The 19,669-nt window shown below is 71.3% G+C and carries 21 protein-coding genes; 6 read left to right on the forward strand and 15 right to left on the reverse strand.

Annotated features, from left to right (window positions below):
- Position 1: 1 nt before the first annotated feature.
- Together VFZ70_08025 and VFZ70_08030 are read left to right on the forward strand one after the other, a co-directional pair.
- Entirely contained in the window at positions 2–1,249 is a 1,248-nt protein-coding gene (locus VFZ70_08025; protein HEX6255745.1) for an AMP-binding protein, read from the forward strand.
- Positions 1,250–1,289: 40 nt separating this feature from the next.
- A complete protein-coding gene (locus VFZ70_08030) occupies positions 1,290–2,213 on the forward strand; it encodes a COX15/CtaA family protein (GenBank protein HEX6255746.1) in 924 nt (307 codons plus the stop codon).
- An 81-nt stretch (positions 2,214–2,294) separates the two neighbouring features.
- On the opposite strand, the gene VFZ70_08035 is transcribed toward VFZ70_08030, so the two are convergent.
- Complete coding sequence (locus VFZ70_08035) at positions 2,295–2,855, reverse strand: hypothetical protein (GenBank protein HEX6255747.1); 561 nt, start codon at positions 2,853–2,855, stop codon at positions 2,295–2,297.
- Positions 2,856–3,011: 156 nt separating this feature from the next.
- Here VFZ70_08035 and VFZ70_08040 point away from each other — a divergent pair, with 156 nt between their 5' ends.
- Positions 3,012–3,362, forward strand: a complete 351-nt coding sequence (locus VFZ70_08040) for a hypothetical protein (GenBank protein HEX6255748.1) — start codon at positions 3,012–3,014, stop codon at positions 3,360–3,362.
- Positions 3,363–3,368: 6 nt separating this feature from the next.
- Here VFZ70_08040 and VFZ70_08045 read toward each other — a convergent pair whose 3' ends face one another.
- Entirely contained in the window at positions 3,369–3,992 is a 624-nt protein-coding gene (locus tag VFZ70_08045; protein ID HEX6255749.1) for a class F sortase, read from the reverse strand.
- 181 nt (positions 3,993–4,173) lie between these two features.
- Here VFZ70_08045 and VFZ70_08050 point away from each other — a divergent pair, with 181 nt between their 5' ends.
- Positions 4,174–5,571 carry an ATP-binding protein gene (locus VFZ70_08050; protein HEX6255750.1) on the forward strand — a complete coding sequence of 466 codons (1,398 nt, stop codon included), beginning with the start codon at positions 4,174–4,176 and terminating at the stop codon, positions 5,569–5,571.
- A gap of 220 nt (positions 5,572–5,791) precedes the next feature.
- Here VFZ70_08050 and ccsB read toward each other — a convergent pair whose 3' ends face one another.
- The 12 genes from ccsB to VFZ70_08110 form a co-directional block, all read right to left on the reverse strand.
- Complete coding sequence (ccsB, locus tag VFZ70_08055; protein ID HEX6255751.1) at positions 5,792–6,901, reverse strand: c-type cytochrome biogenesis protein CcsB; 1,110 nt, start codon at positions 6,899–6,901, stop codon at positions 5,792–5,794.
- Positions 6,894–8,447 carry a cytochrome c biogenesis protein ResB gene (locus VFZ70_08060; GenBank protein ID HEX6255752.1) on the reverse strand — a complete coding sequence of 518 codons (1,554 nt, stop codon included), beginning with the start codon at positions 8,445–8,447 and terminating at the stop codon, positions 6,894–6,896. Before VFZ70_08060 ends, ccsB begins: the two co-directional genes overlap by 8 nt.
- A gap of 124 nt (positions 8,448–8,571) precedes the next feature.
- On the reverse strand, positions 8,572–9,324 hold the full coding sequence (locus VFZ70_08065) for a cytochrome c biogenesis protein CcdA (GenBank protein ID HEX6255753.1): 753 nt from the start codon (positions 9,322–9,324) through the stop codon (positions 8,572–8,574).
- Positions 9,325–9,433: 109 nt separating this feature from the next.
- Entirely contained in the window at positions 9,434–9,988 is a 555-nt protein-coding gene (locus VFZ70_08070; GenBank protein HEX6255754.1) for a TlpA disulfide reductase family protein, read from the reverse strand.
- A gap of 55 nt (positions 9,989–10,043) precedes the next feature.
- Complete coding sequence (locus tag VFZ70_08075; protein HEX6255755.1) at positions 10,044–11,000, reverse strand: hypothetical protein; 957 nt, start codon at positions 10,998–11,000, stop codon at positions 10,044–10,046.
- Positions 11,000–12,010: a c-type cytochrome gene (locus tag VFZ70_08080; GenBank protein HEX6255756.1), complete on the reverse strand. Its 1,011-nt coding sequence runs from the start codon at positions 12,008–12,010 to the stop codon at positions 11,000–11,002. The genes VFZ70_08075 and VFZ70_08080 overlap by 1 nt, the downstream gene beginning before the upstream one ends.
- 46 nt (positions 12,011–12,056) lie before the next feature.
- Entirely contained in the window at positions 12,057–12,887 is an 831-nt protein-coding gene (locus tag VFZ70_08085; protein HEX6255757.1) for a Rieske 2Fe-2S domain-containing protein, read from the reverse strand.
- A gap of 13 nt (positions 12,888–12,900) precedes the next feature.
- Positions 12,901–13,917 carry a hypothetical protein gene (locus VFZ70_08090; GenBank protein ID HEX6255758.1) on the reverse strand — a complete coding sequence of 339 codons (1,017 nt, stop codon included), beginning with the start codon at positions 13,915–13,917 and terminating at the stop codon, positions 12,901–12,903.
- A 12-nt stretch (positions 13,918–13,929) separates the two neighbouring features.
- Positions 13,930–14,697, reverse strand: coding sequence for a selenite/tellurite reduction operon b-type cytochrome ExtP (extP, locus tag VFZ70_08095; protein ID HEX6255759.1), 768 nt, complete (start codon positions 14,695–14,697; stop codon positions 13,930–13,932).
- Between the two features lie 28 nt (positions 14,698–14,725).
- Positions 14,726–15,070 carry a 4Fe-4S binding protein gene (locus VFZ70_08100; GenBank protein HEX6255760.1) on the reverse strand — a complete coding sequence of 115 codons (345 nt, stop codon included), beginning with the start codon at positions 15,068–15,070 and terminating at the stop codon, positions 14,726–14,728.
- Positions 15,071–15,088: 18 nt separating this feature from the next.
- The gene (locus tag VFZ70_08105) at positions 15,089–15,562 is read right to left on the reverse strand and encodes a hypothetical protein (protein ID HEX6255761.1); all 474 of its coding nucleotides are present in this window, start codon (positions 15,560–15,562) and stop codon (positions 15,089–15,091) included.
- A gap of 129 nt (positions 15,563–15,691) precedes the next feature.
- Positions 15,692–16,318: a TlpA disulfide reductase family protein gene (locus VFZ70_08110; GenBank protein ID HEX6255762.1), complete on the reverse strand. Its 627-nt coding sequence runs from the start codon at positions 16,316–16,318 to the stop codon at positions 15,692–15,694.
- A gap of 101 nt (positions 16,319–16,419) precedes the next feature.
- Between VFZ70_08110 and VFZ70_08115 the strand changes: the two genes are divergently transcribed.
- Complete coding sequence (locus tag VFZ70_08115; protein ID HEX6255763.1) at positions 16,420–17,868, forward strand: pyridoxal-dependent decarboxylase; 1,449 nt, start codon at positions 16,420–16,422, stop codon at positions 17,866–17,868.
- A 134-nt stretch (positions 17,869–18,002) separates the two neighbouring features.
- Complete coding sequence (locus VFZ70_08120) at positions 18,003–18,920, forward strand: DUF72 domain-containing protein (GenBank protein HEX6255764.1); 918 nt, start codon at positions 18,003–18,005, stop codon at positions 18,918–18,920.
- Here the strand turns inward: VFZ70_08120 and VFZ70_08125 are convergent.
- The gene (locus tag VFZ70_08125; GenBank protein HEX6255765.1) at positions 18,904–19,656 is read right to left on the reverse strand and encodes an SIS domain-containing protein; all 753 of its coding nucleotides are present in this window, start codon (positions 19,654–19,656) and stop codon (positions 18,904–18,906) included. The genes VFZ70_08120 and VFZ70_08125 overlap by 17 nt on opposite strands.
- Positions 19,657–19,669: the final 13 nt, after the last annotated feature.

Genomic DNA, 19,669 nt, shown 5'->3' on the forward strand with positions numbered 1-19,669 from the left:
GATGGACCCAACGCAGGCTAGCGCGCCCGCCGACGGCGCACGTCTGGTCGCTGTCCGCGCCGACAGCCGCGACGCGGTCGCCATGATCGACGAGGTGTGGCGCGACGGCGACGCCGCGCTGCCACTCGATCCGTCGCTGTCCGACGACGCCGCGCTCGCGGCGGCCAGGTACCTGGGCGCCGCCGCGATGGTCGACCGCACCGGTCGACAGCCGCTCAGCGGCGGCACGGGCGTGCGACCGGGGACGGCGCTGGTCGTGCGCACCTCGGGCGCGACGGGCACCCCGCGCGGTGTGGTGCTCGGCCACGCCGCGCTGGCCGCCGGGGTCGCGGCCAGCGTGGACCGGCTCGATGCCGGCGACGCCCGGTGGCTCGCGGTGCTGCCGGTGCACCACGTCGCCGGCCTGCTCGTCGTGCTGCGGGCCCGCGTCGCCGGGGTCACCCCGATCGTCCACGACCGGTTCGACGTCGCCGCCGTCGCCGCCGCTCCGGCCACGCACGTCGCGCTCGTGCCGACGATGCTGCACCGTCTGCTCGAGTCGGGCGTCGACGTCGCGCGCTTCGATCGGATCCTGCTCGGCGGCGCCGCCCCGCCCGACGACCTGCTGGCCAGGGCCACCGCCGCCGGCGCGCGCGTCACCGTCAGCTACGGCATGACTGAGACGTGCGGCGGGTGTGTGTACGGCGGCCTGCCCCTCGACGGGGTCGCGGTCGCCGTCGATCCCGATGACCGCATCCTGCTGCGGGGCGACGTGCTCGCCGACGGCTACCGCACCGCCGACGGTCTGACGCCCCTGCCCGGTGCCGACGGTTGGTTCCGCAGCAGCGACGTGGGTGGGTTCGTGGACGGACGTCTGGTGGTCAGCGGCCGCGCGGACGACGTCATCGTCAGCGGTGGGGTCAACGTCTCGACGGCGGCGGTCGCGACGCTGCTGCGGTCGCACGCGGGGGTGGCCGATGCGGCGGTGGTCGGCGTGGCCGATCCAGAGTGGGGTCAGCAGGCCATCGCATTCGTGGTGCCGGTCACCCGTGCCACGCCGCCCGCGCCGGAGGCGCTCCGGCGCCATGTGGCGGACGCCGCCGGCGACGCCATGGCCCCACGGCGCGTGCTCCTCGTCGACGCGCTGCCACGGACCGCGCTGGGCAAGATCGATCGTGGAGCACTGCGGCGCGACGCGCGTCCCGGCCCGGGCCGGGACGCGGGCCGGGGCGACGCCACGACCGGACGCGACCAGGTCACGGGCGGCTGAGCGCCGACCCGGCCGCCCCGCCGTCGCTACCATCAGTCGCATGTCCACCGCAGGCATGCGCCGCATCACCTTGGCGGCGGTCGTGACGAACGTCGCGATCGTCGTGACCGGTGGCGCCGTGCGGCTCACCGGATCAGGGCTCGGATGCCCCGAGTGGCCGACCTGCACCGAGGGCAGCGTGGTGCCGCTCCCGTCGGCCGAGGTCACGCCCTGGCACCAGGCGATCGAGTTCGGCAACCGGTTGCTCAGCTTCGTCGTGCTGGCGGTCGCCGTGGCGGCACTGGTCGCGGTATGGCGCCAGCGACCGCGCCGGTCCGACCTGGTGCGCCCGGCCGCCGTGCTGGTCGGCGGTGTCGTTGCCCAGGGGGTGGTCGGCGGCGTGACCGTGCTGACCGGCCTGCACCCGTTGATCGTCGCCTGGCACTTCCTCTTCTCGATCGTGCTGATCAGCGTCGCGCTGGTGCTGCACCACCGCGCCGGACAACCGCCTGGCATCGCCCGCGCCGTCGTGCATCCGCAGCTGCGCCGGCTCCAGCACACGCTCGTCGGCGTCGTCGCGGTCGTGCTGACGCTGGGGACCCTGGTCACCGCCACGGGTCCGCACGCGGGCGACCCCGGGACCCCGCGGCTGGCGTTCGATCCGCGGCTGACGAGCCAGTTCCATGCGGACGGCGTGTTCCTGCTGCTCGGTTTGACGGTGGCCCTGGTGTTCGCGTTGCGTGCCACGGACGCCCCGCGACGCGTGCGCCGCGCCGCGGCGGCCCTGCTCGGGATCGAGCTGGCGCAGGGCCTGATCGGCTACGTGCAGTACTTCACCGGCCTGCCGGAGCTGCTCGTCGGCGCGCACCTGCTCGGGGCGTGCCTGGTGTGGATGGCGGTCGTGCACCTGTGGCTGACGTCGACGACGCGCGCCCCCTCGGTCGAAAGCCACACGGTCGAGGCAACCGGCGCCGCCCGCGTCTGACACGCGGTGGCCGATGCGCGGGCCCGTCCTCAAGCGGCTGCTACTGGGAGGACGTCACCCGCAAGAAGGACGGCGTCGCAGTCACGTCGCGCGCCCGCGCCTGCCGGTCAGCGTGATGCCGACGGCACCGAACAGGGTGGCGAACAGCGCACCGAACGCCAGCGGCAGCGCGGCGTCGTCGCCCGTGCCCCCGCCACCGGTGTCGACGCGTTCCGGTACGGGAACGTCGCCGACCTTCCTCGGAGCTTCCCCCGCCCCGGCGCAGTACTCGGTCTCGATCCGGGCGATGATGCCCGGCAGGTTCTCGTCGAGTCGCGCCCGTTCGGCGTCGCTCAACGCCTGGAGCTGGCTGTCGGGGACCTGGGCCAGCGCCGTCCGCGTGTCCGCGACCAGTTCATCGGTGGACGTCGCGTCGAGCTGTGTGCACAGCGCACCCTGGAGCTCGCCGGCGGACGCCGTCGCCAGGTCGTCGTACGACACGCCCAGCTCGTCGGCGACGAGGCGCAGCGCGGGCTCGTACTCGTCCGGCACCTGGGACAACGGCGTCCCCGCGTCCTGGGCCAGCGCCGCGGTGGGAACCAGCAGCGCCACCAACAGCGTGGCGACGATGAGCGTCCGACCCTGGGCTCGCAACGTGTCCACCCCTGCTCGACGAATCGGTGGGACCATGAGTGTCGACGGTCACCGGCCGCGCGACAGTGGCCGTGCCGTATCGGCAGGACAGGTCTGGCTTCGGCGGCCCCGCGGCCGCTATCGTCGTACTGACCGATCAGACGATCTCCCGGAAGGCACGACGCGGTGGCCGACGAGCATCAGGTTCCCCCTCCCGTCGAGCAGAGCGCCGACCGCATCAAGGAGCGCGACGCCAAGTCCGACTTCGCCAGGCTGCCCGACCACGAGACCCACGCGCTCACCGAGCCGGGCGCCGGCCCCTACGGGTCGACCGCGGCCAGCAGCAACGGTCCGATCGTGCTGATGGCGATCGGTGCTCTGATCGCCGCGTCGGTCTTTGTGTTCCGCTCCCCGTGGGTGCTGGTGCTGGGCATCGTCGTGTTCCTCGCGGCCGCGCTGTGGGCCGGCATCGCCAACCGGTCGCGTGGGACGATGGCCGGTAGCGGCCCGTCGACCCTGGATCCCGACGAGGACTGACGCCGGTCAGGCACCCGCAGTACGGGCGTACACGATCACGTTCGAACGGTAGCTGCGACGCGCCTCGTCGAACTCGCCGCCGCACGTGATCAACCGCAGGACCGGCTCGTCGGTCTCGGCCCAGATGCGTTCGACGGGCAACTCCTCCTTGAGTTGCTGCTCCGCGCGGCGCATGACGAACACCGCGCTCGTGCCGTCGGCGCGCTCGACCGTGATCTGGTCGCCAACCGCCAGGTCGGTCAAGCGGTGGAACACGTCCGGTCCGTCGACCGAGTCGACGTGGGCGGTGATGACCGCGGGCCCGACCTCCCCCGGGCGGGGTCCGGGCTCGTACCAGCCCGCCTCGCCGAAGTCGGGCACCTCCATGGAGCGATCGGGGTTCAGGCCGACCGCGACGAGGTCGGCATCGACGTCGATGCTCGGGATGACCACCCGGGCAGGGGTGGCGACGGGCGCGGCTGTCGGCCCTCCGCTCGGGGCGGGCGCCGACGACGGCGCCGCGGTGGCCGCCGCCGCCAGTGGAGCGATCGCCTCCGACCCGTCCCGTGGCTGCTCGAGCACGACGAGCAGGCCGACACCGAGCAGCGCGCCGAGCAGCGCAGACAGCGCTCCCGCCGCGGATCTCGACATGTCCCGCTCCTCGCCACCCGAGGACCTCAACGGTAGCGGCCGTCACGGGGTGCGCCTGCTGCGCAACGGGACACGCGGACTGTGGCGGATGGCCAGGCGGTACCATTACTTCACCAACCCCGAAGTTCGGCGATGACGAACATCGGTGGCCGCAGCGCCTCGCGCAGCACGGAGGCCGAGGATGGCACACTCACCGGGCATGGAAGATGTCGCGGCGCCGCATCCGAGGCCGGACGTCGCCGTGCGGGTCCGGCAGACGTTCGTCAACCGTGAACGCGAGCTGCGGTCACTCGAGCGCGCCTGCGGCGACAGCGGCGGCATGGCGATCGTCTCGGGGCGTCGCCGCGTCGGGAAGACGGCGCTGATCGATCGTTTCGCATCGTCGCGACGGGCGATCTTCCTTCCCGGAACACGCGCCCCCATCGGCGAGGCCCTGCGCCGCCTCGAGGAGCGCATCCGTGCCACGCTGCCGCCACAGCCCGGGGACCTGCTCGACCTCGGCCACCTCCCGAGCTGGGACGCCGCGCTGGGCTACCTGCTGGCGCGGGGCCGCGCCGAGCCGCTGCTGCTCGTCATCGACGAGTTCCCGTACCTGTGCGAAGGGGATGCGACGCTGCCGAGCACCTTGCAGGCACGGTGGGACCACCGCGGCGACAGCCGGCTGTCGATCGTGCTGGCCGGCAGCCACGTCGGGCTGATGGAGGATCTGGTCTCCGCCGACGCACCGCTGTTCGGACGTGCCGACGCCCACCTGCGACTGGCACCGTTCACGTGGCTCGAGGCCCCGCTCCTGGTCGGTGGCGACGATCCCGACACGTGGCTCGAGGCGTACTGCACGCTCGGCGGCATGCCGCGCTACCTCACGCTGTGGGATCCCCGTGAGGACATTCTGACCAACCTGACCGAACTGCTGGACGGTCCCGGCGCACCGCTGGGTGACGAGGGCACCGTCGTGCTGCAGGAGCTCACGCCGGGCTCGGCCGCCGCCCGCGTGCTCGAGCTCATCGCGCTCGGCGCCGACAACTTCTCGACGCTGCGGCAGCGGACCGGTCTCGCACCGGCGTCGACCAGCGAGGCGCTGGCGCTGCTCGAGGCGCTCCGGCTCGTCGACCGGATCACACCTGTCGGCGAGGATCCGCGACGCACGCGGCGGGTCCGCTACGAGGTCCGGGATGCGTTCCTGCGGCTGTGGCTGGCGGTCGTGCTCCCGCATCGCGAAGCGTTCGAACTCGGTCGCGGCGCTGGCGTGCTGGCAGCGAACCGGCCGACGCTGGCGGCCAGCCAGCAGCGCAGCCTCCGTGCCGTCCTCCGGTCCGTGCTCGCCGACGAGCACCAGGCCGACTGCGGACCGTGGTGGTCGACCACCGGGGACGGTGAGGTCGACGCCCTCGCCCTCGCGGGGGGTGCCGCGGTCGCTGCGGGCACCGCGCAATGGACCACGAACGCCGACATCGACCGCGAGCGACGACGCCTCGGCGAGTTGCTGCGGGAGGCACCGTACGCCGAGCCCGACGAGGTGGTCGTGCTCGCACGCGACGGCAAGGGCGTGATGCGGCCGTCGGAGCTGTACGCGCGGTAGGACGGCGCGCCGGTCCGTCCGCGAGTGAAGGGGTGCCGACCGACCCCCCGGCGCGGCCGGCACCCCAGTGCTGTGGCACGTGGCGGATCATCCACGTGATCGACACCTGTGCTGGTTGACCTGGGATGACCATACCCCTGTGCGGACCAGACCTATCCCTCATCGGGACATGCGGCGCCGTCGAGTCATCCAACCCGGCCCGGCCTCGCGCGGCGGGACGTCAGGTCGCGTACGAGTGCAGTCCGACCACGACCAGGTTCACGACGAAGTAGGTCACCAGCAGCGCGACGTACGCGGTGATGCCGACCCACGCGGCACGGCGGCCGCGCCAACCATAGGTCGCCCGGGCGTGCAGGTAGGCGGCGTAGAGCACCCACGTGAAGAACGCGCCCGTCTCCTTGGGGTCCCAGCCCCAGTACCGGCCCCAGGCCTCCTCGGCCCAGATCGCACCGCAGATGACGCCGAACGTGTAGATCGGCATGGCGAACGCGGTGATGCGGTACGCCAACGTGTCGAGCTCCCCGGCGGACGGCAGGTGCGGCATGGCGTACCACGCCCAGCCGCCCAGAGCACCACCGACGGCGGCCGCGCCGACGACGCCACGCGCTCCACCCTGGGAGCCGTACAGGCCGAGCAGGATCGCGGGCAGCGCGACGAACCACCCCGGCGACAGCGCCCGACGCAGCTCGAGCGGGGACGCGACGACCGAATCGGCCGTCACCGCGTCACGACCGTCACCGACGTCCACGCTCGCGGCACCGACGGTGCCGGCACCGAAGCGCTGACCCGACCGCGCGGCGACGCGGCGCTCGGCCGTGTCGCGCGCGAGGTACAGCGCCGTCGCCAGGAACGCGAGCATGAAGATCGCGGCGGAGCCGACCATCGCGGTCACGTGGATGTTGAACCAGTAGCTCTCGAGCGCCGGCACCAGGGGGCCCGCCGGCACGAACAACAGCCAGCCCGATCCCATCATCAAGGTCGCGCCCGCGAGCACGAACCCCATCAAGTGGACGTGGCCCCACCGGGCCTGGACGACGAACAGGCCGCCCGCGACCGCGAGCAGCGCGATGACCGACGAGTACTCGAACATGTTGCCGAGCGGGATGCGCCCAGTCTCCAGCCCCCGCAGCACGCTGCTGCCGAGGTGTGTGGTCAGCCCGAACAGGGCCAGCACCGTCCCGACACGTCCTGCCCGCGTGCCCGCGGCTGTCGACGACAGGACACCGTCCACGGTCACCCGCGTGAACGCCATCGCGAAGAAGTAGGCGACCATCGCCAGCACGTACACGCCGAGCGCGACGTAGAACAAGGTGTCGGACAACTCAGCCATGGTGTGCATCGCTCATCGTGGTCTCCCGTGCGGGGCGAGCGTCCGAGGTCGTCAGGTCGGCACGCGCCTCGTCGGCCAGCGCGGCGAACGCTTCGGCGAACGCCACTTTACGCTGCAGCGCGACGCCGGCGATGACGACCCGTGTGGTCCCGTCGTCGTCACGCCACGCCTCGGCCCACACCCGGCGGCGGTAGCTGTACAGCGACGACACGAGCCCGATCAGCAGCAGCGTGGAGCCGACCAGCATCGTCCAGCGCCCCGGGGCGTGCGACACCTGGAACCCGGACCACATCGGCAACTCGGCGAACTCGACCGTGAGGTTGCCCACCAACGGATCGCTCGTGCCGCCGGGGACGAGCGACACGCCGGCGACGGGCTCGCCGTCGCGGATGAACCGGCTCGCATCGATCGGGCGCTCCAGGCCCAGGTCGCCGACCCACAGGTCGGCGAACAGGACGGGGTTGTCGGCGCTCGGGCTGCGCGAGATCGGTCGCCCCCGGGCATCGAGCCCGAAGTCCGGCAGCAGCGCCAGGTCGAGCGCGATCTGGTCCGGTCCGCTGGTCTTCACCTTGGCGGTGCCCGTCCACACGCCGCCGTTGTCTCCGAGCATGACGCTGTCGTCGAACAGGACGGTGTCGCCGGCCCGTACGATCACGCGGGGGGCCATTCCGAACCGCAACTGGAACAGCTTCATGCCGTCGTAGCGCAGCGGATGGTTGACCCGGATCGTGGAGCCCTCGCGTGCGACCTCGCCCTCGTCGAGGATCGTGACCGTCGAGATGAAGTCGTCGGGGACGCCGCTGCCGTGGTAGGTGACGTCGAAGTCGTCGAGGCGCACCTGGAACCCGCGGTGATCGTCGATGCCGAACCACCGTCCCGCCCGGATGTTGCCGTACACGATGCGCGTGTCGGTGAACGTCGTGCCTTCGACGACGTTGATCTGCCCGGTGAAGCCGAACAACTGCGCGACCGCCACGCCGATCAGCAGCACGTAGAAGGCCGTGTGGAACAGCAGGTTGCCGCCCTCGCGCCAGTGGCCCCCCTCGGCAGCGATCTGCGCGTGACCGGAGGCGGTCTCCTCCGCGGCCAGGCGTCGACGCCGCAGCCGCCGTCGCGCGAGCACCGCATCGACCGCCGTCAGCGCGGCGTTCGGATCGGCGTGGGTCGTCAACGTGGTCGTGTTGCTCAGCCGCGTCAGGTTGCGGCCGGCGACCGGCTGCCGTCGGACGGTCCTGATGAACGCGCGGTACCGCGGCAGCAGGCAGCCGGTCAGGCTGATCAGCAGCAGGGCTGTGAGCGTGGCGAACCACCACGACGCGAACACGTCGAACATGCCGGCGCCGTCGAGCACGCGTGCGACGTCGCTGCCGGGTCCCGCCGCACCGGTGCGCCACTGCGCGACCGTCTCGGGGACCAGCGGCTCCTGTGGGATGAACGTCGCGACGACGGACGCGATGGCCAGCGAGAACAACAGGATCAGGGCGGTCGACATGCGCTGGAGGCGGCGCCAGGCGATGACCACGGTCTCCCAGGGACCGGGGATCATCGGCAGTCTCTCCCAACCCGAAGGCGGGGGCTGGGCGGGGCCGGGGTCGGTCGTTCGCGTGGTCGTCTCGGCCATCGGCCCCCACCCTATGCCGCCCGTACGGGCGCATCCCCACCCGGGAGCGTCAGAGCACCGTCTCGAAACCCCCGATGACCGGCAGGAGCCGCTGGATGAACGCGTTCCACAGCCCGGTCGCGATCGCCACGCCGACCAGCATCAGCAGGATCCCACCGCCCACCTGGATGGCGCGGGCGTGGCGGCGCAGGAAGCTCAGTGCGCTGCCCGCCCGCTGGAACGCCAGTCCCATCAGGATGAACGGCACACCGAGGCCGATCGCGTAGATGAAGCCGAGCACGCCGCCACGCACGGCTGTGCCACCTGTGGCCGCCGACAGCGCGAAGATCGCCGACAGCGCCGGTCCGATGCACGGGGTCCAGCCGACACCGAACACGAATCCCAGTGGCATGGCGCCGAGGACGCCACGATCGATCGCCTGATCTGTCACACGCGCCTCGCGCCGCAGCAGATCGAACGGCAGCAGGCCGGTGAAGGCGAGTCCCAACGCCGCGACCAGCACGCCGAGCACGATCTGCCAGCCGCGGCTCTGCAATGTCGCGGACAGGCTGCCACCGAGCAGACCGAGCAGGCTGAACGGGATCGCGAAGCCAAAGACGAACAGCAGCCCGCCGGCCAGCACCCGCATCCGACTGCCGCCCGACGCCGAGATCTCCGACGCCGACAGCCCGGTCATGTACGACAGGTAGCCGGGCACCAGCGGCACGACGCACGGCGAGGCGAACGAGACGATGCCCGCCGCGAACGCCACCGTTGCGGCGACCAGCACGTTGGCGTCGGTGATCAGCTCACCAGGTGTCATCGCCGACCACCGTCGTCGTGGCTGCGTCGGATCACGCGCGCTCCCACGTCGGGTCGTTGAATGCCTGCATCAGTGACAACACCATGGTGGTCCGATGCCTTCCAGCACCTCAGCCGGCCTCGGCCAGCAGACCGTCGAGCCGGGGGGCGAGCTGCCGTGCGGTGACGGCGCCGAACAGCCGGCTCGCGACCCGATGGTCGGCGTCGAGCAGCACCGTGCTGGGCAACCCGGCGGGACCCAGCGCGCCGAACTGCGAGGCGATCGATGCGCTCTCGTCGTCCCACGACGGATATGCGATGCCGTGCTCGCGCTCGAAGGCGCGCGCGTTGGTGGTGGTGTCCCGCACGTTCACGCCTACGACCGACACGCCCTTCTCGCCGTAGGTCTCCGCGATCGATGCGAGATGGGGCGCCTCGGCGGCGCACGGCCCGCACCACGACGCCCAGAAGTTGATGACCACGGGTCCGTCGAGGTCGCTGAGCGCCAGGGTCGACCCGTCCAGCGTGGGACCGCTCACGTCGGGTGCGGGCTCGCGCTCGGCCGCCGCGATGTCGGTCGTGCCGTCGGCCGCGACGAAGCCGCCGCCGTCCGTCGATGCGGTCGCCAGCGAGCACCCGGCCGTCAGCACGCCCAGGAGCACGATCACGAGCACGGTGCGGCGCATGGCAGGCCAGTCTAGGCCGCGGGCGTCCGGCGCCACGTGCCACGTCTCCCGGGAACTAGCGGCTGGCGCCCACCGGCTCGCGCTCGATGACGAGCTCCTCGACGTTGCGTTCCTTCTCGCGGTTCTCGTCCCAGCCCAGCAGCAACGCGTGCAGGACGAACCCGACGAACGAGATGATGATCATCACCAGCGACGGGAAGAACGCGAACCCGGGATCGAAGAACGCGAACGCCGTGTAGGTCTCGGGGGTCAGCAGCTCGGTCACAGCGCTGTCCGCACCTGCCGGCACCTCGAAGTCCTCGGGGATCGGCTGCCCGACGTCCTCTTCGCTGAACAGCGGCTGCCCGTCCGGACCGGTCGGGACCTCGCCCGCGTCGTCGAACGCGAACGGCTTGGCGAAGGTCGCGCCGACAACCTTCTCGCCGCCCTCCGCGGTCGCCACGAGCGGTGCTCCGGCGACGACCCAGTCGTCGCCGATCAACTGCTCGCCGCCTCGCTCCTCGCGGAAGAACGCCCCGATCTCGTCGGCACCGCCGGCTGCGCTGTCGTCGGCGCCTTCAGTGTCGGCCTCGCCCTCGCCGCCGCCCTCCTGGGCGCCGTCGGCACCTTCCTCAGCGCCAGCACTGCCGGCCTCCTCCTGGAAGCCCTCCGGGAACTGGTTGACCACACCGAAGCGCTCCTGCGCCAACGTGCTGTCGGGGGCGAAGGCGACCCACTTCGGCGTGTAGTAGTCGGCCGGCTGGCCCGGCAGCGACTGCGGTCCCGTGTTGCGTGGCGTGCCGGGTGCACCGAAGCCCCAGAACAGGCTCAGGATCAACATGAACCCGAAGAACGTGGACGCCTCGACGAGGTAGGCGCGACGGGTGCCCAGGTTGCTCTTGAGCAGCAGGAAGATCGCGCCGAAGAAGATGACGATGGCGGCCGGCAGCGCGATCGCACCCCGCCAGTCGTCGGGCGGGACGTACTCCTCGGCCGCCGCGACCGCGAGCACGACCCTGTGCAGTGCGAGCATCACGCGTCTCCCTCGCCGTCACCGGCCGAAGCGGACTGGCCGCCCTCGCCCTCACCGACGCCGGGCGTGCTGTACTGCCCAGCGTCCTCGGGCAGCTCATCGGGCTGCAGCGTCTCGAGGTAGTCGATGATCTTGTTGAGGGCCGCGTCCTCGTAGACCGCCGGGCCGTCGTCCTCGCCCGGGCTCGTCGGGTAGAAGTAGCCGTTCTGCCATGGCGGCATCGTCACGCCGGTGCCGAGGTAGATCCCGTTCCGCAGGATCCCGAGCACCGTCTCGGGCTCGTGGCGTTCGAACACGCCGACCAACGAAGGTCCGGGTCGTCCCTCCCCGCTCTGGCCGTCCTGGCCGTGACAGCGCGCACAGTTGCCCTCGAACAGGTCCTGTCCGCTGAGCGCCGCCGCCTGCTGCGGCTCGGCGGTGTCGTCGACCTGCCGCGAGAGGAGGAAGTCCGCCACCTCCTCGATCTGCTGGTCGTTCCACGGTCCGCCGTACGCCGCACCCCACGTGGGCATCGGCGTGCCGGGGCGACCCTGCGCGAGGGTGTTGATGATGTACTCGCGGACGTCGGTGATGTTCGGGTTGTTCTCGTAGCGTGCCGCGATGGTGGTCAGGTTCGGGGCCGGCCAGGTCTCGTCGGGGTTGTACGGCGATGGCGCGCCACCGCCACTGGCGTCCGCGCCATGGCACTGCGCGCAGTTCTCGGCGTACAGCGTCTCACCCCGCTCGACCGAAACGGTGAAGAAGCCCTCGACCTCCTCGGACAGGCGCTGCTGCTCGAGCACCCAGTAGATCGGCAGGGCGAGCGCGAAGAAGATCGTCAGCACCACACCCCACGTCAGGTAGCGCATGCGGATGCGGCCCTCGAGCTCCTCGTCCGAGTAGCCGGGACGCATGGCGCTGGGGACGTCCTCGATCCACGGCTTGCGCCCGCGCGAGCTGCGCGTGTACAGCACGACCGGTACGAGCACGGCCGCCAGGGCCAGGATCGCAACGGCTACCAGAGGGCTCACCAGATCGGTCCTTCCGTGTGTGGCAGGTCAGCGTGAACGCGTGACCTCATACGTCGACGCAATGGGGGCCTTCGGGCGGCTGGTTGAACACGGCCGCCGAACGCGACGGTCCTGTGATCACGGCCGATGTGTCGATGACGAGCTGCCCCTCGACCTCCTGCACGACGAAGCGGTCGAGCCCGCGCGGTGCCGGCCCTTCCTGCCACTCGCCCCACCGGTTGTACTTCGAGCCGTGGCAGGGGCACTCCCACCACTGCGACTCGGCGCACCACGGGACCTTGCAGCCCAGGTGCACGCACTTCTGGTACAGCGCCATGATGCCGGTGCCGTTGGTCAGGTCGGCGTACTGACCGTCGGGGTCCTGGCTCTCGTCGTACTTCACGATGAGCGAGCGGGCCTCGGGGAACTCGACGCGGCCCTCGTTGGCGTCGATCTCGCCCAGGATGTCGTCGGGCGAGCCGACCGGGATCTGGGCGCCGAACCCGCCACGCAGGTTCGGCCAGATGAACGCGAGGCTCGCGCCGCCGAAGCCGACGAGCACGCCGAGCCAGCCGATGCCACTGGCCCACTTGAGGAACTGACGGCGGCTCGGGCCGCTGGGCTTGCGTTTGGGTGGCTTCTTCGCCGCAGGAGCCGTCTGCTGTGCCGCGGGCTGTGCGCCCGTGGCGGTGTCCGGTGGCGCCGCCATCAGCAGGCGGCCGTCGGCCCGGGGCCCACGCCCGCTGTCCGGCACACCGCCGCGCGACTGGTCCACCGCCGCGGACGACGGGGCGTCCCTGCGGACGCGTACCGGCACGGTCCGGGGCGTCGACCGCCGCAGCACCCACGTGAGGACCGCCAGCCCGGCGGCCGTCGCGGTGAGGATCTCGAGCATCATCACGCCACCTTCCTCACAGGGTGAACCAGATGCCGTCGGTCCACGGCCACGTCCAGTTGAACCCGGGACCGCGGAAGAAGGACCCGGAGATCGTCAGCGACGCCGACGCGACGAGGAACATCGTGAACAGCATGTAGGCGAACTTGCGCCGCTCCGGTCTCATCGACGGGTTGCGGTCCAGGTAGGGGATCGCTATCAGCCCGAGTGGGCCGAAGATCAGTGGGATGGTGACCCCGGCGATCATCGGGTGCCAGTAGCGCAGCATCTCCTGCAGGCCCAGGAAGTACCAGGGCGCCTTCGAGGGGTTGGGCGTGACGTTCGGGTTCGCCAGCTCGCGCAGCGGCGCCGGCGCGAGTGCGCTGAACACGAACAGGAACGCCGTGACCGCCATCAGGCAGACGAACTCGGCGGTCAGCAGGTGTGGCCAGGTGTAGGCCTTGTCGTCCTGCTTGCCGCGGATCTGCTGGATGCCGGTCGGCGGCACCATCGCCAGCAGGCGGTGGGTGTGCTCCTGGCCCGCGTACTTGGTCTCGGGCCCACCCGTGCGCTCGTGGGGACCGCCCTCGGTCCGCGCGGCGAGCGCCGCGGCGACCCGCTGCTGGCGCTGCTCCGGCGTGAGGGCGACGCCCGCGCCGTTGCCGGCCCCGTTCGCGCCGTTGCCGGTCGTGGCGGCGGCAGGTGCGGCGCCGGCACCGGCGCCTGCCCCGGCGGGTTGCTTGGCCGGTTCGGGCTTGGACTCCGACTCGGCGGCCCGCTTGGCGCGGGCGGCCGCGGCCTTGGCCTTGGCGCGCGCGACGCGCTCGGGCTGGCCCTCCTCGACGAGCTCGTTGAAGACGCGCTCCTGCACCTGCTCGGGCGTCTCGCCGCCGCCGTCGCCGGTGGACCCACCACCGTTGCCCGCGGACGCGTCGGCGGCGCGCGCCTTGCGCGCGGCGGCCGCCTTGGCCTTCGCGCGGGCGACGCGCTCGGGTTGGCCCTCCGCGACCAGCTTGTCGAAGGTCTCCTGGTCGATCCCTGGGTCGTCAGCCATCGTCGACCTCCCTTACAGCGGTCCCGAGATGCCGCCATCCTTGCGGATGCGCCAGAAGTGCACGGCCAGGAAGATCGTCAGGATGAACGGCAGCGCGAGCACATGGAGCACGTACCAGCGCAGCAGCGTCTCCGGGCCGATCTCGACCCCACCGAGCAGTGCGAACTGGATCTGCTGACCGAACACAGGTGTGAACCCCGCCATGCTGGTTCCGACCTGGACGGCCCAGATGGCCAGCTGGTCCCACGGCAGCAGGTAGCCGGTGAACGCGAGGAACAGGGTGATCAGCAGCAGGATCACCCCGACGACCCAGTTGAACTCCCGCGGTGGCTTGTAGGCGCCGTGGTAGAAGACCCGCGCCATGTGCAGGAAGGTCGTGAAGACCATGAGGTGGGCACCCCAGCGGTGCATGTTGCGGACCAGGTCGCCGAACTGGACGTTGGCGCGCAGGTTCTGCATGTCGAGGTAGGCGATCTCGCTGCCGGCACCGGCGGCGGGCCGGTAGAAGAACATGAGGAAGATGCCGGTGACGGTCAGCAGGATGAACAGGAAGAAGCTGGTGCCGCCGAGGCAGTAGGTGTAGGTCAGCTTCAGCCCGTGCCGCTTCACCTTGACCGGGTGGAGGTGGTAGAGCACGTTGTTCATCGCGGCGAGCGCGCGGTCCCGCGACGTGTCGCGGTAGCCCTTGCGGTAGATCGAGCCGGGCCGGAACACCGACTTGTAGATGACGTTGTCCTGCAGCCGCTTCTTCAGCTCGTCGGCGCTGGGGATGTTCGCCACGCGGTTCGTCCTGTCTCTCCGTCGGACGTCACGCGCTGGTGCGACCCAGCCAGAGCGCGTCCGAAGGACAGCGCTCGACGCAGATCGCGCACCGCGTGCACTCGTTGTCGTCGATCACGAACACCGCCGAGGCCGTGTTCGCCAGGGTCATCACCTCGTCGGACTCGGCGTCCGCCACGATGTTGGGCGCCAACATCCAGATGCACTCCCAGGGGCACACATCTTCACACGCCCGGCACAGGATGCACAGCTCGGCGGTCAGCCCGATGTGGCGCTTCGGCTTGACACGCTCCTGCAGCCATCCGGCGTCGACGGTCTCGATGCGGTAGTCATCGAAGATCGTCGGGTGCAGTCCCTTGTCGGTCAGGCCCATCGGGTGCGTCCGTCCTGTCTACTTGTAGCCACCGGTGGTCGGTCCCTTCTCCTCGCCCTCAGCGAGTCCGCCGGGAAGACGCTTCTGGACCGCGAAGATCAGCCACGCGCCCGCTGCAAGGACGATGGTGGCCTCGATCATCACGATCGAGTCCCGGAACACGTTGTAGAAGTTGGTCGCGAACTCGAGATCACCGATGACGATCTGGCTGGGGATGATGGAGTCGGCCAGCAGGTCCTTCTGCGAGTCCGCGAAGTAGACCCAGGCCGAGGGGATGATGCCGAGCGCCCACCAGAGCCCGAGGAGCACCGCCATCGAGCCGAACAGCGCCGACAGCCAGCCCTGCCTCTCCCGCAGGACGTAGGCGGCCACGGCGAAGCCGATGACCATGCCGATGCTGACCACCATCAGGACGAGGCCGATGAGGCCGTCGCCGAAGTTCCACAGAGCGGCGATCGCATCGGGCAGATTGGCGAAGAACTCCCCGATCACGTTCGGCCTTTCATCGCTTGTCCAGTGGCGCTGCCGGGTCGCAACAGACGCCGACACCGGCCCGTTGGCGTAGCGCAACTGTACCGATCACCCCTGGAACACGCCAACCACGCGCGCCGTCCGCAGAGGTCACCGCACGTCGTCGACGGCCGCCCGCAACTGCTGTTCGGTGAGCTCGCCCGTCAGCTGGCGCCGCACGACACCATCCGCGTCGACGATCAGGGTCGTAGGCGTGCCGAGCAGCTGCACGTCCTGCCCGAACGCGCCGTCGGCGTCGGTGACGAGCGGGTAGGTGATGCCCAGTTCGCGGGCGAGCGCGACCGCCTTGTCGGCCTGGTCGATGTAGTCGACGCCAACCATCGCCAGACCCACGTCGTCGGCCACACGCTGCAGCATCGGCATCTCGTGGACGCACGGCGCGCACCAGCTGGCCCAGAAGTTGATGACCATCGGCCTCCCCGTCGCCGGCAGCTTCAGACCGCCGGCCGGGCCGAGGTCCGCCAACGGCGGCAGCGTCACGGCGGGGATCGGCCGCCCGACCATCGCGCCTGCATCGCCGAGCAGGGGCGGCGTGTCGGCCGTCACCGTGCCCACGGAGTCGGTTACCGTCGGACGCAGTGCGGCCACGACCACGATCGCGCCCATGATCAGCGCCGCGACGACGGCCAGCAGCACGATCGTGCGGCGACCGGTCGACGGCTGCGGCGCGGGTTCGGTGGCGGCGTCGGTGCGGGCGGAGGCGTCCGGGGTTGACATCGTGGGACCAAGGATGGCACGCCACCGACCGGTGGCAGGCTCCACGGCAGCTGGGCGACACTGTCACGGTCGTGCGGCCGAGCGATCGTCAGGAGCTGTCCATGCCACGCCCCGACCCCACGCGTCTGGATCTGCTGCTCGACCACGTCCGCGCGCACGCCGGGCGCCACCTCGCGTCCCTCGACGAACGCCCGGTACGGCCGGCGGCCGACACCGCGGAGCTGCGCGAGGCGCTGGGCGGCCCGCTGCCGGACGGGGCCTCCGATCCGGTCGACGTGCTCGACCTGCTGGCGGCGACGGCTGAACGGGGCACGATCGCCACATCCTCGGCACGGTTCTTCGGGTTCGTGGTCGGTGGCGCGCTGCCCGCGGCGATGGCAGCCGACATGCTGACGCCGGTCTGGGACCAGAACGCGGGGCTGTACGTCATCGGGCCGGTCGCGGCCGTCGCCGAGGAGGTGGCGCGCACGTGGCTGCTCGACCTGTTGCGGCTGCCGCCCGATGCGTCGATGGCGTTCGTGACCGGCGGGCAGATGGCGAACACCACCGCACTGCTGGCCGCGCGCCACCACGTGCTGGCCGCCGCCGGTTGGGACGTCGAGCTCGACGGGCTGGCCGGCGGCCCCGAGGTCACGGTGCTGGCGGGGCGCGAACGGCACTCGTCCATCGACCGGGCGATGCGTCAGGTCGGCCTCGGCGCCCGACCTGTGCTCGTCGATGTCGACGCTGATGGCGCGATGGTCCCGGACGCCCTCGCGGCGGCTCTCGGCGACGTCGCGGGCCCGGCGATCGTGTGCGCGCAGATGGGCAACGTGAACACCGGGGCGCTCGATCCCGTCGGCCCGCTCAGCGACATCGCACACGACCACGGTGCCTGGCTCCACGTCGACGGCGCCTTCGGGCTGTGGGCCGCGTGCCTGCCCCGGTTGCGCGATGAGACCGACGGGGTCGATCGTGCCGACTCCTGGGCCGTGGACGCGCACAAGTGGCTCAACGTCCCCTACGACGCCGGGCTCGCGGTGACCGCGCACCCCGCCAGCCATGCCGCGGCGCTGGGCACCGATCCCCACCAGTCGACCTATCTGCAGTTCGGCGAAGGCACGCGGGACGCCGTGACGTGGACACCCGAGTTCTCCCGGCGCGGACGCGGTGTGCCGGTCTGGGCGGCGCTGCGGTCCTTGGGCCGCCAGGGCGTCATCGACATGGTCGAGCGCGGCTGCGCCATGGCGCAACGGTTCGCGGAGCTGCTCGGCGCGCAGCCGGGCGTCCACATCCGCAACTTCGTAGAGCCTGGTTCCACGAAACACGCGGCGGACCTCCGGCCAAGACCCACTGTCGTGTTGAACCAGGTGCTCGTCGGGTTCGACGACATCGACGTCGGCCGGTTGATCGCCGCCGTGCAGGACGACGGGACGTGCTGGATGAGCGGCACCACCTGGCGCGGCGAGCACCTGATGCGCATCTCGGTCTCGAACTGGCAGACCGACCCGGGCGACGTCGACCGGTCCGTCGATGCGATCCTGCGCTGCCACCACGCGCTGCGCTCCTGATCGGACCGGCACGGAGATCACGCCGCCGTCGCAGGGCCACGCGGAGCGGCCGCGACGCCTTGCGGCCCACCGCGACAGCGACGTCGCGTGGTCACCCTAGGATGCGGCGTGCGCGCACTGACCACGGGGGCACCATGAGCATCCGCGTCGGCACGGCATCGTGGACCGACCCCACGTTGACCCGCGACAGCGACTGGTACCCGCGGAAGACGATGTCGGCCGAGGAGCGGTTGCGGTACTACGCCTCGCAGTTCGACGTCGTCGAGGTCGACGCGACCTACTACCACCCGCCGTCACGGGAGCTGGCCGGCCTGTGGACGGACCGGACGCCCGCGGACTTCCGCATGGACGTCAAGGCGTTCGCGCTGCTGACCCACCACCCGGCGCGGCGCGACGCGGTGTGGGACGACGTGCTGGCGCTGCTGCCCGCCGAGCACGCGGAGCGGTCGTCGATCTACCTGTCCCACCTGCCCGAGGCGGGCGTGGACCTGGCCTTCGAGCGGTTCGCGGACGCGCTGCTGCCGCTGCACTCGGCCGGCAAGCTCGGCGCCGTGTTCCTGCAGTTCCCGAAGTGGTTCACCAACCGCCGTGACAACCGTCGCTTCCTCGACTCGCTCGCCGACCGCCTGCCGGAGTACGACGTGGCCGTCGAGTTCCGCCATGCCAGCTGGTTCTCCGGCGAGAGCGGCCCCAGGACACTGCGCCAGCTGGAGAACCACGGGTTGGCGTACGTGTGCGTGGACGAGCCGCAGGGCTTCGACTCCTCGGTCCCGCCCGTGCTGGCCGTGACGTCCGACCTGGCCGTCGTGCGCTTCCACGGCCACAATGCCGACACGTGGGAGGCGCGCGGCATCTCGGCCGCCGAGCGGTTCCGCTACCTGTACGAGCGCGAGGAACTGCGGGAGTGGGCGCCGAAGGTCGCCGAGCTGGCGGAGTCGGCATCGGAGACCCACGCCATCTTCAACAACTGCTACGCCGACTACGGCGTGCGCAACGCCGCACAGCTCATCGACCTGCTCGCCGGCCCTCCTGCAGTCAGCGGGTCCGGGTGATCTTGGACAGCCCAACGGGGTGATCAGGGTCCAGACCGCGACGGCGCGCCGCCGTCAGCGCAAGCTGCTGGCAGCGGACGGCGGTCAGGACCGGCGCGAGCCCCTCGGGTACCCGGGAAGGAACAGCGACGTCGGCCTCGTCGCGCTGACCGATCTCGACGAGGCGTGCAGCGCGCTGACCCAGCTCGGCCATGAGCTCGGCCGTGTCAGCGGCAGTGGCGCCGCGCGACGACAGCACGATGACCGGGAAGTCGCGCTCGACGACGGCGATCGGGCCGTGACGCAGATCGGCGGTCGAGTACCCCTGCGCGAGCAGCCCGGCGCACTCCTTGAGCTTGAGCGCAGCCTCCAGGGCGATCGCGAGGAGGAACCCGCGCCCGGTCACCAGCAGACCCGGGACCTGGTCCATGCGGGCGGCCGGGGTGTCGAGCGCGGCGGCGTCGTCGAGCACATCGCTGACGGCGTGCGGGAGCCGGTCCCAGTCATCGTCCTCCCAGGGCACGGTGCCGACGGCGTCGGCGATCACCGCCATGCCGAGCAGTTGCGCGGTGAACGTCTTGGTCGCCGGCACGGCACGCTCGCGTCCCGCCTCCAGGTGGACGACGCTGTGGCTCACGGTGGCGAGGGGGCTCGTGTCGTCGTTGGTAACGGCGACGACGTGCGCGCCGCGCGCGGCCATGCGCCGCGTGACGTCGACGATCTCGGGCGTCCGGCGGATCCGTCCCGATGTGACCAGGTCGCCCGGGGGA

This window comes from Euzebyales bacterium (assembly GCA_036374135.1).
In the GTDB taxonomy this organism is placed as follows: domain Bacteria; phylum Actinomycetota; class Nitriliruptoria; order Euzebyales; family JAHELV01; genus JAHELV01.